The 23,865-nt window shown below is 66.8% G+C and carries 22 protein-coding genes, 1 tRNA gene and 1 pseudogene; 17 read left to right on the top strand and 7 right to left on the bottom strand.

Annotated features, from left to right (window positions below; genetic code table 11):
* From KBY67_RS12580 to cbbX, 7 genes are all read left to right on the top strand, one after another.
* On the top strand, window positions 1-343 hold a 343-nt coding region (locus KBY67_RS12580), incomplete at its 5' end, for a BMC domain-containing protein (RefSeq protein ID WP_315855588.1).
* A 5-nt stretch (window positions 344-348) separates the two neighbouring features.
* Window positions 349-816: a ferritin-like domain-containing protein gene (locus KBY67_RS12575; protein ID WP_255111399.1), complete on the top strand. Its 468-nt coding sequence runs from the start codon at window positions 349-351 to the stop codon at window positions 814-816.
* Window positions 817-890: 74 nt separating this feature from the next.
* Window positions 891-2,717, top strand: coding sequence for an NAD(P)H-quinone oxidoreductase subunit F (locus KBY67_RS12570; RefSeq protein ID WP_255111403.1), 1,827 nt, complete (start codon window positions 891-893; stop codon window positions 2,715-2,717).
* 10 nt (window positions 2,718-2,727) lie between these two features.
* Complete coding sequence (locus tag KBY67_RS12565) at window positions 2,728-4,254, top strand: NADH-quinone oxidoreductase subunit M (RefSeq protein ID WP_255111398.1); 1,527 nt, start codon at window positions 2,728-2,730, stop codon at window positions 4,252-4,254.
* On the top strand, window positions 4,254-5,402 hold the full coding sequence (locus tag KBY67_RS12560) for a CO2 hydration protein (protein ID WP_255111397.1): 1,149 nt from the start codon (window positions 4,254-4,256) through the stop codon (window positions 5,400-5,402). The genes KBY67_RS12565 and KBY67_RS12560 overlap by 1 nt, the downstream gene beginning before the upstream one ends.
* 40 nt (window positions 5,403-5,442) lie before the next feature.
* Complete coding sequence (locus tag KBY67_RS12555; protein ID WP_255111396.1) at window positions 5,443-5,700, top strand: 4a-hydroxytetrahydrobiopterin dehydratase; 258 nt, start codon at window positions 5,443-5,445, stop codon at window positions 5,698-5,700.
* Window positions 5,684-6,652 (top strand): CbbX protein, encoded by a 969-nt coding sequence (cbbX, locus tag KBY67_RS12550; protein WP_255111395.1) that lies wholly within the window; start codon window positions 5,684-5,686, stop codon window positions 6,650-6,652. The genes KBY67_RS12555 and cbbX overlap by 17 nt, the downstream gene beginning before the upstream one ends.
* 29 nt (window positions 6,653-6,681) lie before the next feature.
* Here the strand turns inward: cbbX and dnaA are convergent, their stop codons facing one another.
* Window positions 6,682-8,115 carry a chromosomal replication initiator protein DnaA gene (gene dnaA / locus KBY67_RS12545; RefSeq protein WP_255111394.1) on the bottom strand — a complete coding sequence of 478 codons (1,434 nt, stop codon included), beginning with the start codon at window positions 8,113-8,115 and terminating at the stop codon, window positions 6,682-6,684.
* A gap of 99 nt (window positions 8,116-8,214) precedes the next feature.
* On the opposite strand from dnaA, the gene KBY67_RS12540 reads away from it, so the two are divergent.
* The 3 genes from KBY67_RS12540 to KBY67_RS12530 are packed head-to-tail and all read left to right on the top strand — an operon-like array spanning window position 8,215 to window position 10,705.
* A complete protein-coding gene (locus tag KBY67_RS12540; RefSeq protein ID WP_255111393.1) occupies window positions 8,215-9,375 on the top strand; it encodes a trypsin-like peptidase domain-containing protein in 1,161 nt (386 codons plus the stop codon).
* Between the two features lie 11 nt (window positions 9,376-9,386).
* Window positions 9,387-9,995 (top strand): TIGR04282 family arsenosugar biosynthesis glycosyltransferase, encoded by a 609-nt coding sequence (locus KBY67_RS12535; RefSeq protein WP_315855587.1) that lies wholly within the window; start codon window positions 9,387-9,389, stop codon window positions 9,993-9,995.
* Window positions 9,992-10,705 carry a TIGR04283 family arsenosugar biosynthesis glycosyltransferase gene (locus tag KBY67_RS12530; protein WP_399214434.1) on the top strand — a complete coding sequence of 238 codons (714 nt, stop codon included), beginning with the start codon at window positions 9,992-9,994 and terminating at the stop codon, window positions 10,703-10,705. The genes KBY67_RS12535 and KBY67_RS12530 overlap by 4 nt, the downstream gene beginning before the upstream one ends.
* Window positions 10,706-10,733: 28 nt before the next feature.
* On the opposite strand, the gene KBY67_RS12525 is transcribed toward KBY67_RS12530, so the two are convergent.
* Window positions 10,734-11,222: a GNAT family N-acetyltransferase gene (locus KBY67_RS12525; RefSeq protein ID WP_255111391.1), complete on the bottom strand. Its 489-nt coding sequence runs from the start codon at window positions 11,220-11,222 to the stop codon at window positions 10,734-10,736.
* An 86-nt stretch (window positions 11,223-11,308) separates the two neighbouring features.
* Here KBY67_RS12525 and KBY67_RS12520 point away from each other — a divergent pair, with 86 nt between their 5' ends.
* Entirely contained in the window at window positions 11,309-12,079 is a 771-nt protein-coding gene (locus KBY67_RS12520; protein WP_255111390.1) for an alpha/beta fold hydrolase, read from the top strand.
* Here the strand turns inward: KBY67_RS12520 and KBY67_RS12515 are convergent.
* A complete protein-coding gene (locus KBY67_RS12515; protein ID WP_255111389.1) occupies window positions 12,076-13,875 on the bottom strand; it encodes an ABC transporter ATP-binding protein in 1,800 nt (599 codons plus the stop codon). The genes KBY67_RS12520 and KBY67_RS12515 overlap by 4 nt on opposite strands.
* The gene (gene hisG, locus KBY67_RS12510) at window positions 13,875-14,543 is read right to left on the bottom strand and encodes an ATP phosphoribosyltransferase (RefSeq protein WP_255111388.1); all 669 of its coding nucleotides are present in this window, start codon (window positions 14,541-14,543) and stop codon (window positions 13,875-13,877) included. The genes KBY67_RS12515 and hisG overlap by 1 nt, the downstream gene beginning before the upstream one ends.
* A 29-nt stretch (window positions 14,544-14,572) precedes the next feature.
* Between hisG and gloB the strand changes: the two genes are divergently transcribed.
* A complete protein-coding gene (gene gloB, locus KBY67_RS12505) occupies window positions 14,573-15,334 on the top strand; it encodes a hydroxyacylglutathione hydrolase (protein WP_255111387.1) in 762 nt (253 codons plus the stop codon).
* A 12-nt stretch (window positions 15,335-15,346) separates the two neighbouring features.
* On the opposite strand, the gene KBY67_RS12500 is transcribed toward gloB, so the two are convergent.
* On the bottom strand, window positions 15,347-16,531 hold the full coding sequence (locus KBY67_RS12500; RefSeq protein ID WP_255111386.1) for an ABC transporter ATP-binding protein: 1,185 nt from the start codon (window positions 16,529-16,531) through the stop codon (window positions 15,347-15,349).
* Between the two features lie 65 nt (window positions 16,532-16,596).
* Here KBY67_RS12500 and KBY67_RS12495 point away from each other — a divergent pair, with 65 nt between their 5' ends.
* The 5 genes from KBY67_RS12495 to KBY67_RS12475 all read left to right on the top strand — a co-directional run bounded on the left by KBY67_RS12495 (window position 16,597) and on the right by KBY67_RS12475 (window position 21,874).
* Complete coding sequence (locus tag KBY67_RS12495) at window positions 16,597-16,998, top strand: Rid family detoxifying hydrolase (protein WP_255111385.1); 402 nt, start codon at window positions 16,597-16,599, stop codon at window positions 16,996-16,998.
* Window positions 16,999-17,139: 141 nt separating this feature from the next.
* Entirely contained in the window at window positions 17,140-17,409 is a 270-nt protein-coding gene (locus KBY67_RS12490; RefSeq protein WP_255111384.1) for a hypothetical protein, read from the top strand.
* A gap of 97 nt (window positions 17,410-17,506) precedes the next feature.
* Window positions 17,507-18,691: an exonuclease SbcCD subunit D gene (locus KBY67_RS12485; RefSeq protein WP_255111383.1), complete on the top strand. Its 1,185-nt coding sequence runs from the start codon at window positions 17,507-17,509 to the stop codon at window positions 18,689-18,691.
* Complete coding sequence (locus KBY67_RS14795; RefSeq protein ID WP_255111382.1) at window positions 18,688-21,732, top strand: AAA family ATPase; 3,045 nt, start codon at window positions 18,688-18,690, stop codon at window positions 21,730-21,732. Before KBY67_RS12485 ends, KBY67_RS14795 begins: the two co-directional genes overlap by 4 nt.
* A 68-nt stretch (window positions 21,733-21,800) precedes the next feature.
* Window positions 21,801-21,874: transfer RNA gene (locus KBY67_RS12475), tRNA-Pro, on the top strand.
* Window positions 21,875-22,791: 917 nt separating this feature from the next.
* Here KBY67_RS12475 and KBY67_RS12470 read toward each other — a convergent pair.
* Complete coding sequence (locus tag KBY67_RS12470; protein WP_255111381.1) at window positions 22,792-23,658, bottom strand: hypothetical protein; 867 nt, start codon at window positions 23,656-23,658, stop codon at window positions 22,792-22,794.
* An 81-nt stretch (window positions 23,659-23,739) separates the two neighbouring features.
* Window positions 23,740-23,865, bottom strand: a pseudogene (locus tag KBY67_RS12465) (IS5/IS1182 family transposase); the annotation flags it as partial.

The following is a 23,865-nucleotide window of genomic DNA, read 5'->3' as shown; positions in this document are numbered from 1 at the left end:
CCCTCCCTCCCAGTCCTCTTCCCCCTCCAAAGCCATGGCTTCGACTCCGCACGGCATCGCTCTCGGCATGATCGAAACCCGTGGTCTCGTGCCCGCCATCGAGGCGGCTGACGCCATGACCAAGGCCGCTGAAGTCACGATGATCTCCCGTGAATTCGTGGGCGGCGGCTATGTGACCGTGATGGTGCGCGGCGAAACCGGTGCCGTCAACGCCGCGGTACGCGCCGGTGCCGATGCCTGCGAGCGCGTGGGCGATGGCCTGGTGGCCGCCCACATTATCGCCCGCCCCCACAGTGAACTGGAGCCGATGCTGGCCTTCAGCGGCGCTGAGCGCAGGAGCTGAGGGTCATGGAGACCGTTCACCCTCGGGTGCTGGGCTACCTGGGACGGGCTCTGAGCCTGGAACTTTCCGCGGTCCAGCAGTACATGACCCAGGCCTCGCTGCTCGCCCTCTGGGGAGATGGCGGATCTGCCGAGCGGTTCCGCCAGGAGACGGTCGAGGAGATGCAGCATGCCGAGCGCCTGGTGCAGCAGATGCTGCACCTCGGCGTGGCGCCGGCCGCCTCCCAGCTCAAGCCCGTGAGCGCCGCCCGCGATCTGATCGGACTGCTGCGCCTGAACATCGTCCAGGAGGACGAACTGATCCAGCACTACGCCGAGGCCAACCGCTTCTGCCTGCTGGTGAGTGATCCGGGCAATGCCCAGTTCTTCCACGACCTCTGGCAGGAGGAAGCCCAGCACGGAGAGGAGCTGCACCAGTGGCTGGCTGACCTTGGCGCCGGCAGTCGCCGCGATCTCGAACGCGCCACCTTCTAGGCCACCCTCCCTGCTCCGACCTGGCGCCTCATCCCCTCCCTTTGTCTCCCCCTCCCCTAGCCCTGCCTATCCAGATGGTCTGGCTGATCCCGCTCTATGGGTTCAGCGGCATGGTGCTGTCGCTGCCGTGGGCTGCGGGCTGGATCAAACGCAATGGGCCCCGACCGGCGGCCTACCTGAACCTTCTCGTCACGCTGGTTGCCGTTGCCCACAGCAGCTTGATCCTCCAGCAGGTGTGGCAGATCGGCCCCCAGCACCTGGACTTCGCCTGGTTCCGCGCCGCCGACCTCAACCTGCGCATCGGCTTCGACCTCTCGCTCACCAACCTGGCGGCGCTCGAGCTGGTGACGGGCATAAGCCTGCTGGGCCAGGTGTACGCCCTCGGCTACCTCGACAAGGAATGGTCCCTGGCCCGTTTCTATGCGTTGGTGGGTTTCTTCGAGGGGGCCCTGGCAGGAGTGGTGCTGAGCAGCAGCCTGTTCATGAGCTATTTCCTGCTGGAGATGCTCACCCTCTCTACCTACCTGCTGGTGGGCTTCTGGTACGCCCAGCCGCTGGTTGTCACGGCCGCCCGCGACGCCTTCCTCACCAAGCGGGTGGGCGATGTGCTGCTGCTGATGGGGATGGTGGCGCTCTCGGCCTGGGCGGGCTCGATGGAGTTCCAGGATCTCTACGTCTGGGCCGCCGAGGCCGACGCCAGTGGTGCGCTCTCTCCCCTGGCCGGCACGCTGCTGGGCCTGGGGCTGATCGCCGGGCCGATGGGCAAGTGCGCCCAGTTCCCCATGCACCTCTGGCTTGATGAGGCGATGGAGGGGCCGAACCCGGCCTCGATCCTGCGCAACTCCGTGGTCGTCACCGCCGGCGCCCTGGTGCTGATGAAGGTGATGCCGCTCCTGCGCTTCTCCCCCCTGGCCACCACCGTGCTGCTCGTAGTGGGCACGATCAGCGCCCTCGCCGGCGCCCTGGTGGCGATCGCCCAGGTGGACATCAAACGGGCCTTCTCCTACTCAACCACCTCCTATCTGGGGCTGGTGTTCATCGCCATCGCGCTGCAGCAGCCGGCGATCGCGCTCCTGCTGCTGTTCGCCCACGGCCTGGCCAAGGCGCTTGTCTTCATGAGCGTGGGCAGCATCATCGCCACCACCAACTGCCAGGACCTCACCGAACTAGGCGGCCTCGGTTCGCGCATGCCCGCCACCACCACCGCCTACCTGGTGGGCGGCGCCGGTCTGGTGGGCCTGCTGCCCCTGGGCTGCTTCTGGTGCTTTGGGCTGCTGGTGGAAAGCTTCGCCCCTCAGCAGCCCTTCTTCGCTGCCGTATGCCTGCTCACCAATGGCCTCACCGCCTTCAACCTCACCCGCGTCTACCGGCACGTGTTCCTTGGTCCGCCGATGCCCAAAACGAAGCGCGCCCCGGAGGTGAACTGGCTGATGGCGCTGCCGATGGTGAGCCTCACGGTGCTGGTGGCGCTGATCCCGGCGCTGATGGCCCGCTTCAATCCGGTACCCAGCATTGGATCCATTCCCTGGACGGTGACCGCCGCAGTGCTCGCCAGCGGCCTGGCGGGGGTAGCAGGCGGCGCCCTGGCGCCGCTGAACAAGTTCTGGTCGCGCTCGATGATCCAGCCGCTGCGGGTCCTGCAAGACCTGCTCGCCTCCGACTTCTACACCGATCGCATCTACAAGGCCACGATCGTGGCTGCGGTGGCCGGCCTGGCGCGGCTGACCAATTGGGTGGACCAAGCCCTGGTGAATGGCCTGGTGAACGGCATCGGGCGCCTCTCTCTGGCCAGCGCCGAGGGGCTCAAGCTGGGGGTGAGCGGCCAGGTGCAAACCTACGTTCTCACGGTGATTGTGGCAATCGTGCTGCTACTCATCTCCTTGCAGTGGCTGCAGGTATGAGGATCAGCCGATGCTGAGTCTGCTGCTGCTGATTCCCTTCGGCGGAGCCCTGCTGCTGGCCCTCTGGCCGGGCAACCCGACCAAGGGGCGCATGCGCACGGTCACGCTGGTGGTTCTGGGCCTGCAGCTGGCCTGGAGCCTCGTGGTGCTGGCCCGGTTCGACCCCGGCAACAGCGCCATGCAGCTGCAGGAATCGCTGCGCTGGGTGGACAGCCTGGGACTCCAGTACAAGCTCGGCGTCGATGGCCTGTCACTGCCATTGGTGTTGATCAACGGCTCCCTGACGTTGGTCTCGGCGATCTGCACCCGCGACATCGATAAGCGCCCGCGCGTCTATTTCGCCCTGCTGATGGTGATCAGTGGGGCCGTCAACGGTGCCTTTCTGGCCCAGAACCTGCTGCTCTTCTTCCTTTTCTATGAACTGGAGCTGATTCCCTTGTGGTGCCTGATCGCCGTCTGGGGTGGAGCGAACCGGGACTATGCCGCCACCAAGTTTCTGATCTTTACGGCGGTGTCAGGCTTTTTGATTCTGGGGGCCTTCCTCGGTCTGGCCCTGTTGACAGGCACGGCGGATTTCAGCCTCACGCCGATCACCAGTGAACGGCTCTCGATGGGCGCTCAGCTGCTGTTGCTGGGGGCCCTGCTGGTGGGCTTCGGCATCAAGGTGCCGCTGTTCCCCTTCCACAACTGGCTTCCCGATGCCCATACCCAGGCTTCGACGCCGGTGTCGGTGCTGTTGGCAGGGGTGCTGCTGAAGCTCGGCACCTACGGTCTGCTGCGCTTCTGCCTGGGGATGTTCCCCGAGGCCTGGGCGCAGCTGGCCCCGGGGCTAGCGATCTGGGCGGCGATCTCGGTGCTGTTCGGCTCCCTGGCCGCCATCGCCCAGAAGGACATGAAACGGATGGTGGCCTACAGCTCCGTGGGGCACATGGGCTACATCCTGCTGGCGGCGGCGGCGGCCACGCCGGTAGCGATCCTCGGGGCGGTGTTCCAGATGGTGAGCCACGGCCTGATTTCGGCGCTGCTGTTCCTGCTGGTGGGGATCGTCTACCGCAAGACCGGCACCCGGGATCTGACGGTGCTCCATGGGCTGCTCAACCCTGAGAGGGGTTTGCCATTCACGGGCAGCTTGATGATTCTGGGGGTGATGGCCAGCGCCGGGATGCCGGGGATGGCCGGATTCATCTCCGAGTTCATGGTGTTCCGCGGCAGCATCAGCGCCTATCCCCTGGCCACCCTGCTCTCCATGGTGGGATCAGGACTCACGGCCGTGTATTTCCTGTTGCTGGTCAACCGGGCCTTCTTCGGCCGTCTGGCCGTGACCCCCATCACCGATCCAGTGGTTCATGGCCGTCTTGATGTGAATCTCGCTGCGGTTGCCCCCCGCGAAACCATCCCCGCCATGGCCCTGGCTGTTGGGGTGGTGGCCATCGGTCTGCTCCCGGCTGGACTGGGACGGCTCAGTGAGGCGTCCACCACGGCCATGACTCAGTTGCCGGCCTTGGCGGCCGCCCTCAAGAGCGGAGGTCTGGGCTGATGCCGATCATCTCTGCCGAACTGGTCCACGCCGGGTCCATGCCCAGCGCCGAGGAACTGCAGTCGAAACTGCTGGCCGGCGACTCGCTGCTGGCGGAGAGCGCCGACCACCTGATCGAAGTGGTGGATGTGCTCAAGAGCTACGGCGAGGTGCTGGATGCCTACAGCACCAACCTGATCTTCCAGGCCGAGCAGCAGTTCCTGCTGCCGTTTCCGCTGTTCAAGTACCTCGATGGCGAGAACAGCCCCGCGAAGATCTGGCGCCACCTCAACCACGACCGGATCAATTTCGAGTACGCCGAATACTGCATGAAGGCGGTGCTCTGGCACGGCACCGGCGGCCTTGATGCCTATCTGGATTCGGAGGCCTTCGCCGCAGGCTGCGCCGCGATCATTCGCCGCAAGACCCGCCGCGATCCGCTGCTGGGCCTGCTGCATCCTTTGTTTACTGGCTTCTTGATCGAGCTGATCCGCACCGCCGCCACCACCCACGCCCTGGGCCAGTTCTGGCGGGTGATGAGCGATCTGTTCCTCGATCTGGCCCGCGCCGAATCCGACGGCCGCGTGGCTTCGATCGAGGCGGTGGTGGAGTTCATCAAGGACGGCCTGGTGGTCGCTGCCGCCAACCCGATCACCTACGGGGTGGAGGTGGCCGGGGAACACCTGTGGGTGCTGCCACCGGAAGCGGGGCTCACCTTCCTGGTGGATGTGGCCGTGCCCTATGTGGAGGCGGTGTTCCTGAGGGGCCTGCCGTTCCTGGGCACGGTGAGCTTCAACGCCCAGGCCCAGCAGATCTCCCCGGATCAGGCCCAATTCGCCTACGGCGCCCTCTACGCGGACCCCCTGCCGAGCATGGGGGCCGGCATCCCGCCCAGCCTGCTGATGCAGGACATGTACCGCCACCTGCCGGAGCGGCTGCACAGCTGGTACCGCGAGCGCACCCGCGGTGAGGGCGATGTGCGCGTGAAGATCTGCATGAGCTTCCAGAAGTCGATGTTCTGCGTGACCAATGCCGCCATCCGCGGCACCTTCCCCCATCCGCTCAGCAGCACCGATCCGGCCAAGCAGGCGGCCAACCGGGCCTACGCCGCCGCCTGGTCCGGCCGGCTGGCGGTGGCCCGCACCGACTGCCTCGATACCAGCAGCTGAGCCAAGGGCCCTACCCATCGTCTGACCTAGCCTTAACACCATGGACCAGCCCTGGACGCCGCGCCCCAAACCCGAGCAGGCCGCCCGGCTTGAGCGGCGCATCGAGTTCGAGGATTACGCCAGCAACCGCGCCTTCCTCGATCGCCTCAACGATTTCTGTGAACAACAGGGTCGCTTCCCCGATCTGAGCTTCGGGCGCACCTACGTGAACATCACCGTGCGCCCTGCCGACGACGACACCCCGATCGCCACCGTTGACCACGACTTCGCCGCGGCCATCGATGACCTCCTCGCCTGATTCCATCGCCACCGAGGCGGAAGCCGATGGCTCGGCAACGGAGAACCTCGATGCCCCGGTGAACCTGCAGGCGGCCTATGAAGCCGCCAATGTGCAGGAGGTGCTCGATCAGCTCGATCGCGAGTTGATCGGCCTGCGCCCGGTGAAGACCAGAATCCGTGAGATCGCGGCGCTGCTGGTGGTGGAGCGGGCCCGCAAGCAGGTGGGCCTCACCACGGCGGCACCGAGCTTGCACATGTCGTTCACCGGCCGGCCGGGCACTGGCAAGACCACCGTGGCCGAGCGGATGTCCGAGATCCTGCACCGGCTGGGATACGTGCGCAAGGGTCACCTTGTGACCGCCACCCGCGATGATCTTGTGGGTCAGTACATCGGCCACACGGCGCCCAAAACACGCGAAATGCTCAAGAAGGCGATGGGTGGCGTGCTGTTCATCGATGAGGCCTACTACCTCTATCGGCCCGAGAATGAACGCGATTACGGAGCCGAAGCGATCGAGATTCTGCTGCAGGTGATGGAGAACAACCGCGATGATCTGGTGGTAATCTTTGCTGGTTACAAGGACAAGATGGATATCTTCTACCAATCAAATCCAGGCCTCTCCTCCCGGGTGGCCAACCACATCGATTTCCCTGATTACACGGCCGTGGAGCTGCTGGCCATTGCCCAGCTGATCCTGGCCGCTGAGAGCTACCGCTTCGGCGATGAGGCCAAGGCTGCCTTCTACAACTACATCCAGCGGCGCATGCAGCTGCCCTTCTTCGCCAATGCCCGCTCGATCCGCAATGCCATCGACCGAGCGCGCATGCGTCAGGCCAACCGGCTCTTCAACCACATGGGGCGGGGCCTGACCAAGCTGGATCTGATCACGATCCAGGCCGAGGACATCACCGCCAGCCGTGTCTTCCATGGCGAAGTGGAAGGCCTTGACCCCAGCCTCCCGCTCACCTGAGGCTCAACGCTTCCGATCAGAACGCAGGCTCAGCGCCGCCGGCGTGAATCGATCTGCAGCAGGTCCCGCACCTGCTGCAGCTGGCGGGCGAGGGAGGGATCGATCGCCAGCTTCTTCTCGATCTGCTCCACCGCGTACATCACTGTGCTGTGGTCCTTGCCGCCGAAGACATCACCGATGCGCGGCAGGCTCAGGTCGGTGCTCTGGCGCAGCAGATACATGCCCACCTGGCGGGCCTGGCTCACCGCCCGCTTGCGGCTGCTACTGCGCATCTCCTCGCCGCTCACCCCGAACACCTCCGCCACCTTCTCCACCACCTGCTGTGGCGTGACCGGCACCTCGTTGCCCACTGGATCCAGCATCGGCGCCACCGATTCCACCGTCATCGGCAGACCGGTGATCGAGGCGAAGGCCACCGCCCTGGTCAGGGCGCCCTCCAGTTCACGGATGTTGGAGGTGAAGCGACCGGCCAGATACTGGATCAGATCGCGGGGCAGGGCCATGCGTTCCTGCTCCGCCTTCTTGTGCAGAATCGCCATGCGTGTTTCCAGATCAGGTGCCTGGATGTCGGCAATCAGGCCCATGGAGAAACGGGAGATCAGCCGCTCCTGCAGCCGCGGTATCTGGCTGGGGGGTCGATCACTGGCGATCACAATCTGACGGCCGGCCTCATGCAGGGCATTGAAGGTATGGAAGAACTCCTCCTGGGTGTATTCCTTGCCCTCGATGAACTGAATGTCGTCCACCAGGATCAGATCGGCGGCGCGGTAGCGGTCACGGAACTTCTGCATGCCGTCCTTGCGGATCGCCTGGATCAGGTCGTTGGTGAAGGTTTCGGTCGACACATAAAAGACCCGCGCCTCCGGATCGATCTCCAGGCGGTAGTGGCCGATCGCCTGCATCAGGTGGGTTTTGCCCAGCCCGACACCGCCGCAGAGGAAGAGCGGATTGAATTCACGACCGGGTGCTTCGGCCACAGCCAGGGCAGCTGCGTGGGCCATGCGGCTGTTGGGCCCCACCACGAAGCGGTTGAAGACATAACGGGGGTTGAGCCCCGGAGCCGGCCGGCGGGGAGTCTCGCCGCTGGCGGTGGGGCCTGTGGGGCCCGCAGCCGCCCGCAGCACCGCCCCCGGTGAAGCCCCCGCCAGGCCCTGCTGGGCGGCGCCGGGACGCTCGGCCGGAGTGGAGCCGTTCATGGCCCCATCCAGCTCCTGAACCGCGGCGGTGCCCACCTCCACCGCGATGGTGTGGCCGGCCAGATCGGTGGCCACCGCGGCGATCATCACCAGGTAGTTCTTGCGCAGCCAGCCGCTGGCGAAGCTGTTGGGGGCCTCCAGCTGCAGCTGGCCGTCGGCGTAACCGGTGCAGCGGGCCGGCCGGATCCAGGTCTCAAAGGTGGGCTTGCTGAGGTTGGCCTGCAGTGCCTCCTGGACCCGGTGCCACAGCTCCTGACCCTGCTGCACCGTCCAGTCCCCACTCAGCCAGTTGCTGAATATAGGCAGCTTCCCGGACCGGCACCGTCTTTAATGAAGCGCTTCGCGGCTTCGCTGGGCTCCCCTGCCATGACTCGCCACTGCGCCCCTGGCTCCCCCTCGCCCCGCCGCCGGTCCCTGGCCGCCGCCGGCCTCTGCGGACTCCTGCTGGGCAGTTGCTCGATCCCGCTGCCTAACCTGCCGGGGCTGCCCAGGCCTGGCCCCGCCGCCCCCGGTCCGAGGGTCAGTGACGCCCCCTCGGCCGCGCCACTGCAGGCGGGCAACAACTTCATCGTCAACGCGGTGGAGAAAGTGGGGCCCGCGGTGGTGCGCATTGACACGGTCAAACGGGTGATCAATCCGCTCGGGGGCCTGTTCGGTGGCGGTCCCTCGATCCAGCAGCAACAGGGCCAGGGATCGGGCTTCATCACCCGTTCCGACGGAGTGATCCTCACCAACGCCCATGTGGTGGAGGGCACAGCCGAGGTGTCGGTGACCCTCCCGGACGGGCGCAGCTTCAACGGCAAGGTGCTCGGCGCCGATCCTCTTACCGACATCGCCGTAGTGCGGGTGGTGGCCCAGAAGCTGCCGGTGGCGCCCCTGGGGGATTCCTCCCAGGTGCGGCCCGGTGAATGGGCGATCGCCATCGGCAATCCCCTCGGCCTCGACAACACCGTGACGGCGGGCATCATCAGCGCCATCCAGCGCACCAACGCCATCGGCGAAGGCCAGCGGGTGCCCTACATTCAGACCGACGCTGCCGTGAATCCCGGCAACAGTGGCGGCCCGCTAATCAACGACCGTGGCCAGGTGATTGGCGTGAACACCGCCATCCGTCAGGCGCCGGGTGCGGGCCTGAGCTTCGCGATCCCGGTCAACCTGGCCAAGCGGATCGCCGCCCAGATTCTGGAGAAGGGTCGCGCCTCCCACCCCTACATCGGTGTGCGCCTCCAGGCGCTCACGCCCCAGCTGGCGCGTGAGATCAATGCCACCTCCGGCGAATGCCGCCTGCCGGAAATCGATGGAGTGGTGGTAGTGGAAGTGCTCAAGGGCAGCCCTGCGGCCCAGGCTGGCCTGAAGCCCTGCGATCTGATCGAGACCGTGGGCGGTAAGAAGGTGAAAAACCCCTCCGAAGTCCAGGTGGCAGTCGATCAGGGCAAGGTGGGTCAGCCACTGACGATCAGCATCAAGCGGGGCAGCGGCAGCCGCGATGTCAACCTCGAGCCGGCGGAGCTGCGCTCCAGCGAGTGAGTCCACTGGCGTTGAACTCTGGCAGCCAGCAGCTGGTGGTGATGGCCCGCTGGCCGGCGGCGGGCCGCTGCAAGAGCCGCCTAGGGGCCAGCATCGGCCCGGCGGCCGCCGCCGGCATCCAGCGGCGGCTGAGCGCCCACACCCTGGCGGTGGCGCAGCAGCTGGTCGGAACGGAACTGGTACTGGCGGTGAGCGGCCTGGGGCCCCGCGGGGCGCGGCGTTGGGGCCTCAGCCTCGGAGCCCAGCGGGCCGTGCTGCAGGGGAACGGCGGTCTGGGCAGCCGCATGGCCCGGCAGCTGGTGCGGGCCTGGCGCGAAGGCACTCAGCAAGTTCTGCTGATCGGCACCGACCTGCCCCTGTTGGCCCGAGGCGATCTGGAGGCGGCCCTGGCGGCCTTAGCCAGCAGCCCCCTAGTGCTCGGGCCGGCCAGCGATGGGGGCTACTGGCTGATCGGACTGAGGAAGCCCCAGCCCAGCCTGCTCAGCGGCATCCCCTGGGGCAGCGCCGAGGTGCTGCGCCGCACCCTGGAGCGGGCCGCTGCTCTAGGGCTGGAGCCGGCCCTGCTGTCCCAGCGCAGCGACCTAGATCGCCCCATGGACATGGAGCCCTGGCTGGGGTGAAGGTCTTGGCTGCACCTTCCGCCACCAGCGCCCCCTTGGCGGTAGTGATCCCGGCCCTGAACGAGGCTGGGCACCTGCCGGCCCTGCTGGCGGATCTGGCCAGGGCTCCCGCCGGTCTGATCGAGAGCTGCCTGGTGGTGGATGGCGGCAGCAGCGACGGCAGCGCCCGCCTCTCGGCCCTGGCGGGCGCCCGGGTGCTGCAGGTGGGCGGAGGCCGGGGCTGCCAGCTGGCGGCGGGGGTGGCCCACAGCACGGCCCCCTGGCTGCTGTTGCTCCATGCCGATCTGCGCCTGGCGCAGGGGTGGTGGTCGGCGGTGCAGCGGGCGATGGCCGCCCCGGAGGCCCCCTGGTGTTTCCGCCTGGGAATCGAAGGGGCAGACCCCGCCCTGCGCCTGGTGGAGTGGTGCGTGCGCCTGCGCAGTGGCCCCGGCCAGCTGCCCTACGGCGACCAGGGATTGCTGCTGCCAAGGCGCCTGCTGGAGCGGGCCGGCGGCCTGCGGGCCCTGCCCCTGATGGAAGACCTCGATCTGGTGCTGCGCCTGCGCCGGCTGGGCCCGATCCGCGACCTGGGACTGCCGGTGCGGGTGGACGTGCGGCGCTGGCGGCGCCTGGGGGTGTGGGGAACGGCCTGGCGCAATGCCCGGCTGCGGCAGGCCTGGCGCCGGGGCGCCGATCCAGCGGTCCTGGCGGCGCGCTATTACCAACCCTGAGTGCTCCTGAGGGCCCCCACCAGGGGTGTCAGGGGGAATACCAGAAGGCGCAGCGCCGCTGGTGCGGCTCCAGTTCCCAGCCCTGCGACTGATAAAACCCCACTACCTCGGGATCGGCGAACAGGCTGACCCGGTCCACCTCCATCAACCTGAGCTGCTCCAGCACATAGTCCATCAGTTGCCGCCCCAGCCCGGCCCCTTGGTAGAGGGGATGAACGGCCACATCCCAGACCGTGGCCTCCATCACCCCATCGCCGGTGCAGCGGGCGAAGCCCACCAGGCGAGGCACCCGCGGGTCATGGCGCCAGAGGCCCACCCGCAGCAGGCTGTGCTGCAGGGCCTTGCGCACCCGCCGGATCGGCCGGCGGCTCCAGCCGACGGCATCACAGAGCTGCTCCAGTTCCACCAGATCGATCTCCCGCTCCAGGCTGAGCACCAGCTCCAGCTGGGGGTTCGGGCTGGGACAATGGCGCCAGCCTGGGCCGTAGAAGCTGGAGAGAAGCGGGTCTGTATCCAAACCAGACGGCCGAGGCAACGCATTGGCACGATCCTGCCCGATCGGGGGCGTTTAGGGGCAGTGTGGTGGCAGACCCCCTGAAGGGATTGGCTGTACCCCCCCAGGCCCTGGAACTCGACCAGAGCGGGATGTTGCTGGTGGCGCTGCATGGCTGGATGCTCTCCAGCCGGCTGTGGCAGCCCCTGAACGCCGAACTGCAGCAGCGCTGGCGCCTGTGGTGCCCTGATCTGCCCGGCTTCGGCGCGGAACCGCGCCCGGTGGGGCTGCAGCCGAGCCTGGCCAGCTACGGGCGCTGGGTGAGCGAGGCCTGCCGCCGGATCGCTCCCCACACTCCCGTGGTGCTGATGGGCCACTCCCTGGGGGGCAGCATCGCCCTGCATGCAGCCAGCAGCCTGGGGCCTCAGCTGCGGGGGGTGATCCAGATCGCCGCCGGCGGCGGGGTGTATCAGCCTCGGGCCTTCGCCCGGGTGAGGCGCGGCGGCTCCCTGTTCCTGCGCTTCCGTCCAGGCTGGCTGGCGGAACTGCCGGGCACCGAGGCGATCCGCAGCCCACTGCTGGCGGAGGCGCGTGCCGCCCGGGGACTGCTGGCCTGCAGCACCAACCGCGGCGCCGTTAGCCAGCTGCCCGCGCTCACCGCGGCCCTGCGGGTGCCGAGCCTCTGGATCGCCGGCAGCCAGGACCAGGTGATGGCCCCCCGCTATGTGCGCCACCTGGCTGGCTATGCCCCAGACCACGAGCTGGCCGTGATCCCCGACTGCGGTCATCTGCCGATGCGACAGTGCCCCCGCCAGCTGGCTGCACTGATCGATGCCTGGCTGGAGCGGCTGCCCGTGCAGCTGCCTTGCCCTGATCCCTAGAGCCTGGCCAGACCCCGTTCCTGCAGATCGGCCAGCTCGGCGTACAGTCCGCCAGCTGCCCGCAGCTCCCGGTGGGTGCCCTGCTCGATCAGCCGGCCCCGGCGCAGCACCAGAATGCGATCGGCCGCCTCGACGGTGGCCAGGCGGTGGGCGATCACGATGGCGGTGCGGCCGCTAAGCAGCCGCTCCAGATCACGCTGCAGGGTGGCCTCGGTGGAGGGATCCATGAAGGCCGTGGCCTCATCCATCACCAGCACCGAGGGATCGCGCATCGCCACCCGCGCCACCGACAGCAGCTGGCGCTCACCCGAGGAGAGGTTGCCGCCCCGCTCCCGCAGTTCCGTGGCCAGGCCATCGGGCAGCCGGCGCAGCAGGGGGTCAAGGCCCAGCTCGGCGCAGATGCGCTCCAGGTCGTGCTGGGCGATCGGCGCATCCAGCCGCAGGTTGTCGGCCACATTGCCGCTGAAGAGGAAGGTGTCCTGGAGGACCACCCCCAGCCGCTGGCGCAGGGTGGCGCTGGGCAGCTCGCGGATGTCGATGCCATCGAGCAGGATGCGACCGCTCTGGGGTTCGTAAAGCCGGCAGAGCAGGCGGATGATCGTGGTCTTGCCGGAGCCGGTGGGACCCACCAGGGCCACCTGCTCCCCAGGGGCGATGCGGAAGCTCAGCTCGCTGAGGATCGGATCGTCGGGGCGGTAGGCGAAGCTCACCCGCTCGAAGATCACCTCACCGGCACTGGCGCGCAGCAGCCCTGAGCGCTGGGCGGCACTGCTGCGCAGGCCATGGTCCAGGTCGGAGATCTCGATCGGCTGCTCCATCAGTTCACCGATGCGCTCCACCGCCGTGAGCCCGCCCTGGATCTGGGTGAAGCGCTCCGCCAACTGGCGCAGGGGATCGAACAGGCGCTGGGAAAAGAGAATGAAGGTGGTGAGAGTACCCAGGCCGATGCTGCCGGCGATCACCATCCAGCCCCCCAGGGCCAGCACCACGGCCACGGCGGTGAGGGCCACCCATTCGATGAAGGCCGAGACGGCACTTTCGTAGAAGATCGTGCCGGTGACGGCGCGGCGGTAGGCGTTGGTGGTGACGGCGAAGCGCGCACTGTTGGTGGCCTCCCGCCGGAACATCTGAACCACCTCCAGGCCCTGAAGGTTCTCCTGCAGGTCAGCGTTGAGCTGGCTGAGTTCCTCGCGCACCCGGTAGTTGGCCTTGCGGTAGCGGCCCTGCAGCCAGAGGATCACCAGGGTGGCCGGCACCTGGCTGGCCAGCAGCAGGGCACCGAGGCGCGGCTCGATGCTCACCATCGTCACGCCGATCACCACCAGGGTGACCAGATCGGCCAGCACCCCCACGGCCCCGCTGCCGAACACTTCGGCCAGGGCATCCACATCGCTGGTGAGGCGGGTGAGCAGCTTGCCCACCGGGGTGCGGTCGTGGAAGCGCAGCGAGAGGGCCAGGGCATGGCTGAAGAGGTCGTCGCGGATGCGGGCGGTGAGGCGCTGGCCCACCGCCTGAACGCTGTAGGACTGGGCCCCCTGCAGGGCCAGCCGCAGTAGCACCGCGCTGAACAGGATCAGCACCAGGGTGCGCATCGCCTGGGACACGCTCTGCCCCGCCAGCCAAGCGGCTGTGGGCTCACGGCGCAGCACAGCGATCGCCTGACCGATCAACAGCGGCTGAATCGCGGTGGCCAGGGCCAGGGGGATCAACAGAATCACCACCAGGGTCAGGCGGCGGCGGTCGTGGCGGAGGTAGGGCAGCAGGCGCTTGAGCCGCTGGCTGTCGAGGGCGGCCATCAGCGCTGGGACGCAGCAGCAGGTCCTGCAGCAGCGGAGGTGGAGGTGGCGACCCGGTCGATGATGTCCTGCAGCTCGCCGAGATCGAAGCGCAGGGCCAGGGGATTGCCGATCAAACGGGCCGTGCTGTGGAACAGTTCATCGAGGGCCACCAGACCGTTCTCGCGCAGGGTGCGGCCGGTGGCCACCAGATCGACGATCGCCTCAGACATGCCGGTGATCGGACCAAGCTCCACCGAGCCAGTGAGCTGGATCAGCTCCACGGGAAGATCCAGCCCGGCAAAGAAGGTTTCGGCGCAGCGCACGAACTTGCTGGCCACGCGGCAGTGGGCCGGCAGCTCCGCCGCCCGGCTGTAGCCACTGTTTTCTCTCACCGCCACGGCCATGCGGCAGCCACCGAAGCCCAGATCCAGCAGCGGCGCTACCGGCAACTGGTGCTCACGCAGCACGTCGTCGCCCACCACGCCCAGTTGGGCCTGACCATAGGCCACATAGACGGGCACATCGCCATTGCGCACCAGTAGGGCCCGGGCCCGACCGCAGGGGCTCGGCACCATCAGCTGGCGATTGTCGGCATCGAGCAGAGCACTGAAATCAAGGCCGGCGGCGGCGAAGCAGCGCACCGAATCCTTAAGCAGGGCCCCTTTGGCCAGAGCGACGGTGATCATGGACTTGCACCGCAACCTGGACTGTACCGATGGACGCGAGCCACAGCGAGGTGGAGCTGATCCCGGTGCTGCGCGATAACTACGTGATGGTGCTCCACGACGGAGCCCGGGCGGTGGTGGTGGATCCCGGCGTAGCGGAGCCGGTGGTCAGCTGGTTGGAGCGGCGCGGGCTGGAGCTGGTGGCAGTGCTGCAGACCCATCACCACTGGGACCACATCGATGGCACGCCGGGGCTGCTGCGCCGTTGGCCCGCGGCGGCGGTGCTGGCCTCCGGCGACGACCGCCAGCGCATCCCCCTGCAGACCGTGGCCCTGCGGGACGGCGACCAGCTGGAGCTGCTGGGGCGCGTTGTGGAGGTGCTGGCAGTGCCCGGGCACACCCGCTGGCACATGGCCTTCCATCTGCCGCCCCAGGCCGGCGGCCAGGGCGAGCTGTTCTGCGGCGACACCCTGTTCGCCGGCGGCTGCGGCCGCCTGTTTGAAGGCAGCCCCGCGCAGATGCACCAGTCACTACAGCGGCTGGGGGGCCTGCCCGGGACCACCCGCGTCTGGTGCGCCCATGAGTACACCCTCGCCAACCTGCGCTGGGCGGTCGCGAACAGCCCAGAACAGGGGGAGGAACGGCAGGCGATCCAGGAGCGGCTGGCGGCAGTGCAGGAGCTGCGGCGGGAGAATCAACCGACCATCCCCAGCACCATCGCCCTGGAGTGGGCCACGAACCTGATGCTCAGGGCCGGCGATGCTGAAGCCTTCGCCAGTCGTCGCCGCAGCAAGGACCAGTGGCAGGGTTGACGAGCGAGCGGATCAGGCCGCTTCGGGGCTGGGGACCTCCGGAGGCCTGAGGGTCTGGCCCGTGGGGAAGAGCCGGGCGGGCTCACCGGGCCGCAACCAGGGGCGGCAGCGCAGACCGAGGGGATAGTCGCGCTCGAGGGGCAGGCGAAAGCGCAGATCCACCGGAGCAGCGGCGCCCACGGCATCAAGCCGCACGTGGTAGAGCCATTCGCGCCCCAGAAACTCCCGCGCCACCACCTCGCCGGGGCCGCTGGGATCGACGCTCAGATCAAGAGCCGATGGGCTCAGCAGCACCTGCCAGGGGCCCGGGCCATCGCCATTGGGGGCTGATCCATTCGACTCCGGGCGCAGGGCGCCGAGGGGCGTGAGCAGCTCACCGCCGCTCCAGTGGGCCTCCAGCAGATTGCCCTGCAGCACGAAGCGGCCCACGAAGGCGGAGGCGGGGGCCCGCACAATCTCCCGCGGACTGCTGCACTGATGCAGATGTCCCCCCTGCAGCACCGCCACCCGATCGCAGATGGCCAGGGCCTCCTCCGGGTCGTGGGTGACGATCAGACCGCTGGCCTGGCAGCGGCTGAGCACCCCGGACAGCTCCGCCCGCAGCCTCAGCCGCACCTCCACATCCAGGTTGGAGAAGGGTTCATCCAGCAGCAGCAGCGTTGGCCCCGGGGCGAGGGCCCGCGCCAGGGCCAGGCGCTGGCGCTGGCCGCCCGAGAGTTCATGGGGGTAGCGGAGCTCCAGACCGTTGAGCCCCAACAGCTCCAGCAGCCAGGCGGCCCGGCTGCGGTCCTGGCGGGGCTTGAGCCCGAAACAGACGTTGCTCCAGGCATCGAGATGGGGGAAGAGGGCGTAGTCCTGGAAGACCATGCCCACCCCCCGGCGCTCCGGCGCCAGCCAGCCGTGGGGGCCGGCCACTTCCTGGCCATGGATCAGCACCCGGCCGCGCTCCGGACGCTCGAAGCCAGCGATCAGGCGCAGCAGGGTGGTCTTGCCGCAGCCGGAGGGACCCAGCAGCCCTACCAGTTCCCCCTGGTGCAGCTCCAGGTTCAGCCCTTGCAGCGTCCAGTTCGGCGACTCCTCACCATGGCTGGCCCCGCGGGCCCTCGGGTAGCGGTGCCAGACGTTCTCCAGCCGCACAGGATCAGGCCGCCCATCCAGCAGAGGCGCGATGGGGAGAGCCAGCGGGGCTGGGGTCAAGGGTGCTGGGGTCAGTGGAGCGATGAAGCCTGGTCCGTAATGTTGACTCTTCATTTTCACTTGCCATGGGCACGGGCACTCCCGCCGAGGCGATCACCACGGCCGCTGCGCCAGCACCGGTGGGTCCCTACAACCAGGCGGTCAAGGCGGGGGGTCTTCTCTTCTGCTCCGGCCAGATCGCCCTGGATCCCGCCAGCGGCGCTCTGGTGGGCGGAGGGGATGTGGAAGACGAGACCAGACAGGTGCTCACCAACCTGCAGGCGGTGCTGAGCGCGGCAGGCTGCACGGCCCAGCAGGTGGTGCGCACCACGGTCTTCCTCACCGACCTGGCCGATTTCGCCAAGGTCAATGCCCTCTATGCAGAGGTGTTTTCGGCCGGGGTCTCGCCCGCCCGGGCCTGCGTGCAGGTGGCGGCGCTGCCCAAAGGAGCTCTTGTGGAAATCGACTGCATCGCGCTGCTGGGCTGAAGGCCGGTGGCCAGCGGCTCAGCCGTCCCCCTTGTGCTCGGAACTACAGCACGCACCCTTTGAGATGCGTGACTTGTGATGAAGGTGACAGTCAACAGCTGTCACAGCCGCCACCATGGTGAGGTTGTCGATGTGCGGGCCATGGCGTTCTCTTCCTTCCGTACGGTTTCTGCTGGCAAACAGGTCAATGGGGTGCGGATCTACCGCCTGGTGGACCAGCGCTGCTGCCCCCATCCCGTGCTCGACGACCACTTTGATTCAATGGATGCCGCCTGGGACGCCGCCCAGGAGTGGTGGCAGCAGCACAGCAACGGCGGCGAGGATCCCATCGGCATCGGCGTCGAGGTCAGCACCCGCGGTGGCGACTGGCGCACCCTGCGCTACCCCGGCAACCACTGCGGCATGCTCTGACGCCCCGATTCCCCCCTGCAACCAAAACGGCGCAGGTCTGGAGCCGCTGCCCAACTAGCGTAAACAACACGTCGGTCCAGAAGGTGAGCTGCCGCCGATGCGCCTGCTTCACACTTCCGACTGGCACCTGGGCAGAAATTTCCATGGCGCTTCGCTGCTCGAGGAGCAGGCGGCGGCGCTGGCACGGATCGTGGAGCTGGCCAGGGACGGAGCTGTCGATGCGGTGCTGATCGCCGGGGACCTCTACGACCGGGCAATCCCGCCGGCCGAGGCGGTGCAGCTGTTCAACGACACCCTGGCCCAGCTGCGCGAAGGCGGTGCGGCGGTGGTGGCGATTGCCGGCAACCACGATTCCCATGTGCGCGTGTCGGTGTACGACCCGCTGCTGGCCCGCTTCGGGGTGACGATCCGCGGCGATGTACGCCGGGCCCATGAGCCGGTGCTGGTGAGCCCACGGCTGGGCGGCCAACCCGTTGCGATCTATCCGCTCCCTTACCTGGAGCCGGCCGTGGATGGACCGGGCCTAGCGAGGGAGCTGGAGGAAGGGACGCCGCCACCGGCCCGCCTGCGCCATGAGGAGGTGACGCGACTGGCGCTGGCGCGGATTCGCCGTGACCTGCAGGGGCGGCCGCAGCAGCGCTCGGTGCTGGTGGCCCACACATTCGTGACGGGTGGAGCCAGCTCGGAGTCGGAGCGGGAGCTGACGGTGGGCAATGTGGATCGGGTAAGTGTGGAGACTTTTGCCGGCTTCGACTATGTGGCCCTGGGCCATCTGCACGGCTCCCAGCAGCTGGATGGCCCACGGCTGGCCTACTCCGGCACCCCCCTGCCCTATTCCTTCTCCGAGCAGTACCACAGCAAGTCTGTGCGGATCGTGGAGCTCGACGCGGTAGGCCAGCCCGCGCTGGAGATCGTGCCGCTGCAGGTGGGGCGATCGCTGGCCACGGTCGAGGGGGGGATCGAGCAGCTCTGCTGTGATCCGCAGTTCGAGGCGGCCGTTGAAGCGCGGCTGCGGGTGATCCTCACCGACGAGACCCTGCCGCTGCAGGCCATGGCGCGTTTGCGGCGGCGCTTTCCCCATGTGGCCGAGCTGCGCCATCGCCCGCCGGAGCGGCTGCGCACAACAGCCAGCGAACGCCACCAGCAGGTGCGCCAAGCTACCTCCCCCTTAGATCTCACCTCGACGTTCTTCGCCGATCAGCAGGGGCGCAGCGCCAGCGAAGCCGAGGCGTCACTGCTGCGGCAGGCGCTGGAGGCAGCCGCCAGGGGAGGGCAGCGGTGAGGCCCCACCAGCTCCGGATCGAAGCCTTCGGGCCCTATGCCGAGCCGGTGGAGATCAGCTTCGACGACCTCAGCCAGGAAGGGCTGTTCCTGATCCATGGCAGCACCGGCTCCGGTAAAACCTTCCTGCTCGATGCCCTCTGCTTCGCCCTCTACGGCGAGGTGTCGGGGGATCGCAGCGTCAAGGCGCTGAAATCCGATCACGCCGAGCCCGCGGCGGTGCCACGGGTGAGCCTGGAGTTCTCCAGTGGCGGCGGCCGCTACCGTGTTGATCGATCTCCCGCCTACACCGCCCCCAAGACCCGGGGTGAGGGCACCACCGAAAAGGCGCCGCAGGCGGGGCTGTTTCGGCTTCTCGTCACTGGCTGGCAGCCGATCGCCAGCCGCAGCACGGAGGTCAGCCGCGAGGTGCAGGCTCTTGTGGGCCTCGATGCCGCCCAGTTCCGCCAAGTAATCCTGCTGCCCCAGGGCAAGTTCGCTGAGGTGCTGCGCGCCAGGGCCGAGGAGCGGGAGGCCCTGCTCAAAACCCTCTTCGACACGGTGATCTACGAGCAGGTGGGCAGCTGGCTGGAGGAGCGCGCCAAGGCCGCCCGCATCGAGGTGGCCGAGCAGTACCGGGCCCTGGAGGTGCTGCGCAGCCAGGCCACCCATGAGTGGAGCCCCTATGCAGCGCAGTCTCCTGAGGCCGGGGATCTGCTGAATCCCGTGGATCCGTTGGAGCCCTCCAGCGATCAACAGGGCCTCGATGGGCTGGTGGAGCAGATCGCCGCGGTAGTAACCGCCAGCCAGAGCAATTTGCAGCAGGCCAGCGCCGCCCTGGTCTCAGCCCAGAAGGCCAGGGATGCGATCGAAAAGCAGGCCGACCGCTGGGATCGACGCGCCAGGGCCCTCACCAGGCTCGCGGAACTGGAGGGTAAGGAGGAGGCCGTGGCCGACTTTCGCCAGCGGCTGAGCCGGGCAGAGCGAGCCGAGGGCCTGCGGCCCAGCATGGAGGCCGAGCAGGCGGCCCGTACCGCTCTGGGCAGCCTGGAGGCCGGGACCCAAGCCGAGCTACAGAGCGTGATCCTGGCCCGGGACGCCGCCCAGGCCCTGCCGCTTTCGCTGGTGCTGCTCGATCTGCTGGCGGCCCCCATCCTCGAGGAGCTGAGCGCTGCAAGCCAGGACCTGGCGGTCCGTCGCGCGCAGCTCAGCGCCCTGGCCGCCCAGGCACTGGAGGCGGGCCTGGCGCGGGCCAGGGCGGCGGCCGCTACCAAGCGAGCTCAGGCCGCTGAGCAGCAGCTGAGCAGCAGCAGCGCCGCCAGAGAGAGTCGCCAGCAGGCGCGCCAGAGTGCAGGCGCAGCCTTGAGCGCAGCCTGCTCAGCCCGCGACCAGCTGGGCGGGTTGCAGCGGGCGGCGCAGGACGCCCAGGATCAGGCCCTGGCCGTGGCGGCCATCGCCCCTGCCCTGCAGCAGGAACAGGCCGCCATGGCGGCGCTCACCAATGCCGATACCCGGCTGCATCAGGCTCAGGCGACCCTGAGCGAGCGGCAGCGGCGTCAAATCGCCGGCATGGCAGCCCGGCTCTCCGGGGGCCTGGAGCCCGACGCCCCCTGCCCGGTCTGCGGTTCAGCGCAGCACCCGGCACCCGCCCAGCCTTCGCAGGACGCCGTCAGTGATAGGTCGATCACAGCGGCCCAGGCCGAGCTGAGCGCTGCCACCGCTGCGGCCCAGCAGACGGCGGTGGCGCTGGAGAAGGTCCAGGGGGAGCGCAAGGCGGTGCTGGAGAAGGCCGGCCCTGCCGCCAGCGATCCCCAGGCGGCACGCACAGCGGCCCAGCAGGCCAGCGAAGCCCTGGCCGCTGCCCTGGCCCTGGCCAGGACGGTGCCCAGCCTGGAGCAGGAGATCAGCGCCCAAGAGCGGGAGCTGGAGGCGCTGCAGACCACGTTTCAGGCGGCCAGCACGGAGCTGGCCGTGCAGGCCAAGGCCGCTGCCGACGACAGCCAACGGGCGCAGATCCTCACTGCCGCCATCGGCAGGGAGCTGGGGGAGGGCGTCGATCCACAGCAGGCGCTCAAGAGCTTCGAGCCCCTGGAGGTGGCCCTGAAAGCTCTGGCGGCTCGCTGCCAGGCCAGCGCCAGCGCCGCAACCCGGCTGGAGCTGGCCACTGCGCGACTGGCCATCGACCTGGCCGGATCCGAGTTCAGCGATAGTCGAGCTGTGGAGGCCGCCCTCAAGGAGGAGAGCGTTCGCCAGCACTGGGCGCAGCGGATCAAGGCCTTCGACATAGAAGTGATTGAGCTGAAGGGAGCTCTGGCTTCGGCGGAGCTGGTCGACCTGCCCCACGAGCGACCCGATAGCGCGGCGGCCGCGGAGGTACTGCTCGTCACCGACGGCGCCCGCACGGCAGCCGTGGAGCGCCACAGCGAAGCGCGCGGAGCCCAGCTGGAGATCCAGCGCCTCAACTCGGAGCACCGCAGCGGGTCCAGCGAGCTGGCAGCCCGACAGGAGCGGGCGCAGTTGCTCAGTTCCGTGGCCGATCGCTGCTCAGGCAGGGCCGCCCCCTACATCTCCCTCCAACGCTGGGTGCTCTCGGCCTATCTGGGCGACATCTGCCGCTATGCCAACCAGCGTCTGGAGCTGATGACCTCCGGCCGCTACCAGCTGCGGCTCAGCGATGAGGGGGGCCGCGGCGGCCGCCAGGCAGGTCTGGGTCTGAGGGTGCTCGATGCCTACACCGGCGAGGAGCGCGAGGTGAGCAGCCTCTCGGGCGGCGAGACCTTCCAGGCCTCCCTGGCCCTGGCCCTGGGCGTGGCCGACACGGTCGAGGCCCATTCAGGCGGCGTGCAACTGGAAGCCCTGTTCATTGACGAAGGCTTCGGCAGCCTCGATCCCGACAACCTCCAGCTGGCGATGGACGAACTCGACCGGCTGCGCGAAGGTGGCCGCATGGTGGGACTGATCAGCCACGTCGGAGCTCTCAAGGAACGCATCCGCTACGGCATCGAGGTGCTTTCCAGCGACCAGGGCTCACGGGTGCAGGTGGGCACCAACGCCTTGGCCTGACCCATCACGATCGCGCCCCCCAGATCTGGCGGGATCCCCGGGAGGCCGACAGGTAGATTCTTCCCCGACGGGGCGTGGCGCAGCTTGGTAGCGCGGGTGCTTTGGGAGCACTAGGTCGCAGGTTCGAATCCTGTCGCCCCGATTGACTTCTCAGCGATTGGCCAAAACAAGCGCGTGCAAAACCGCGTGCGATCCAAGCCAAAAACGATTGCGGCGTCATGGCGCGTGCTGACGCCTCAGGCGGTATAAGATGTCCTTATCTCAGGCACGTTTCGACCCGCTAGTCAAAACACCCTTCGGACAGGACAAGGCTCCAGCGCCCCTGCCGTCGATACCGCACAGGGGCTTTGCATGGCCATCCCTGTGGTCTTGCTGGAAGGGCTGGAAGCCATGCCGTCAGGGGCTGCCGAGGCGTCGGCAATCCCCAGTGATCAACGCAAAGGCGGGATCGAAACGGTTGGGTAAGCGCCGAGGTGTCCCTGCGCTCCATGACTGCCTGAGCGACCAATCAGCTCAATGGAGCCCAATAGCAACGCCAACGGCCACAGTCCCAACGATCCAGGTTCACCCTGGGGGACAACTCGCCAGGTCACGGAAGCGGTCGGCACGAGTGAATCCAGTCTCCTCAGGTGCAGGAAGGATGGGACGCTCCGAGCGGGCATCCACTACTACCTGAGCGGCGACAAGGGCTCGATCCGATGGAGCCTGCCTCGCGTCCGCCTGGCACTCAGGGCACGGACGGCCAAGGCCAACGGAGAGGAAGCTCCAGAGATCTATGACGAGCGGGAGGCCGCGCTCATCGCGTCCAAGCGAGCGGAAGTCGTGATAAGTGGAGGCTGAGGGGTCAGTACCCACCTTCGAGCTGTCGCAAGCTGTGGCCCGAAACAATGGTTTTTATACCAGCGGGTACATGCAGCATTAGACCATCGGTTCCACCATAGATCTAAAGCATAATCACCAACCTAGAGGGCATAGAAGTCGGATATAATAGACTGAAATCCACAAGGCTACGCGTATGGAAGGTTCATCAGTTGTTTCCACAAATCTTCATCACTATAGCTACCACATGTCACCTTCTTCTCTCTTAAGCCAATCCTCAAGCAGCTTGTTTCTCTCATTTAGCAAGCGCATTTTCACTTTCGCTCCTGCAATGCCTCTGATTGACCCACCAGAAAACAAATTAGAATGCCAGGCTGTCTCGTTATCAAGATAAGAACGAAAGGCAGTATCGGCTTCGATGGCTTGCTCTCGCAACTCTTGATGCGAGTTCAGGCTATTAAGAACTTCAGTAAAGAGATCATTCTTGATAGTCAATAGTTCGTCAATATCCCTGGATACATCTTGATTCATTTCACGTGTAGTGTATGATTTGGTACGCTTTTCTTCATGAGTCAAGGCCAATTTGCCATTCTTCCAGGTGTGCGTCTGGCGAAGCAGATTAACGTTTGCAGCATGTGGAAGATCCGAGTCGGGATCGTCTATATCAACAACTATGTTCGGGTTAGCATTAAGACTAGTTTTAATTTTGTAGTTTAAGATACCTGTAAGTCTTGCAATCTCGTGAAACCTTGCATGACCCAGGAGGCTATCTGGCGTACTAAATCGGTAAATTCTAAGAGTGCTCCAGTAGGGGCCGTCCTGTGAAACGACAATAAGCTCTGTAAGTCCATCACCATCGATATCAATAGCTCTCGAAAAAACCGGCCTTGGCGCTGCACGGGGCTCATTATCTTCGCCGGATGGAAGAGAACCAAGAGATGGTGCTGGCACAATAATTCTTGATACATCTTCCATAAGGTTATTGGCGGTTATCCTAAGGAACCTCTGATCAAGACGCCTTAATCCGAATAATCTAGTCTCATTCTCATCAATGAGACGATGCTGAGCAGATTCTGCCCTTGTTTTGCTCACAGCAAGTCCACGCAAAGACGTTCAGGCAGTTTCCGCGATGCGTTTTGGCTTGATTTCTGGATAATTATCGATCTTTAGACACACTAAACCCTTGTACTACGCTGGATCAGGTATTCGCTCCCGTACCATCCAGAGGTTTGCCAGGGCAAAGAGCAACTTCAGTTTGAGGTCGTTCTTGCGGATACCTCTGTAGAAGACCTTCCGGAAGCCAAACTGACATTT

Origin of the sequence: Synechococcus sp. RedBA-s (assembly GCF_024345495.1) — a bacterium.
Taxonomy (GTDB): domain Bacteria; phylum Cyanobacteriota; class Cyanobacteriia; order PCC-6307; family Cyanobiaceae; genus Regnicoccus_A.
This window is presented reverse-complemented; position numbering and strand designations above follow the sequence as displayed.

Bases quoted from the DNA above. Each gene is read 5' to 3' on its own strand.
- gloB (WP_255111387.1), top strand. From the start codon at position 14,573: ATGGACGCGAGCCACAGCGAGGTGGAGCTGATCCCGGTGCTGCGCGAT.
- KBY67_RS12515 (WP_255111389.1), bottom strand. From the start codon at position 13,875: ATGGCCGCCCTCGACAGCCAGCGGCTCAAGCGCCTGCTGCCCTACCTC.
- KBY67_RS12565 (WP_255111398.1), top strand. From the start codon at position 2,728: ATGCTGAGTCTGCTGCTGCTGATTCCCTTCGGCGGAGCCCTGCTGCTG.
- KBY67_RS12560 (WP_255111397.1), top strand. From the start codon at position 4,254: ATGCCGATCATCTCTGCCGAACTGGTCCACGCCGGGTCCATGCCCAGC.
- KBY67_RS12570 (WP_255111403.1), top strand. From the start codon at position 891: ATGGTCTGGCTGATCCCGCTCTATGGGTTCAGCGGCATGGTGCTGTCG.
- cbbX (WP_255111395.1), top strand. From the start codon at position 5,684: ATGACCTCCTCGCCTGATTCCATCGCCACCGAGGCGGAAGCCGATGGC.
- KBY67_RS12495 (WP_255111385.1), top strand. From the start codon at position 16,597: ATGGGCACGGGCACTCCCGCCGAGGCGATCACCACGGCCGCTGCGCCA.
- hisG (WP_255111388.1), bottom strand. From the start codon at position 14,543: ATGATCACCGTCGCTCTGGCCAAAGGGGCCCTGCTTAAGGATTCGGTG.
- KBY67_RS12540 (WP_255111393.1), top strand. From the start codon at position 8,215: ATGACTCGCCACTGCGCCCCTGGCTCCCCCTCGCCCCGCCGCCGGTCC.
- KBY67_RS12490 (WP_255111384.1), top strand. From the start codon at position 17,140: ATGGCGTTCTCTTCCTTCCGTACGGTTTCTGCTGGCAAACAGGTCAAT.
- KBY67_RS12575 (WP_255111399.1), top strand. From the start codon at position 349: ATGGAGACCGTTCACCCTCGGGTGCTGGGCTACCTGGGACGGGCTCTG.
- KBY67_RS12555 (WP_255111396.1), top strand. From the start codon at position 5,443: ATGGACCAGCCCTGGACGCCGCGCCCCAAACCCGAGCAGGCCGCCCGG.
- KBY67_RS12485 (WP_255111383.1), top strand. From the start codon at position 17,507: ATGCGCCTGCTTCACACTTCCGACTGGCACCTGGGCAGAAATTTCCAT.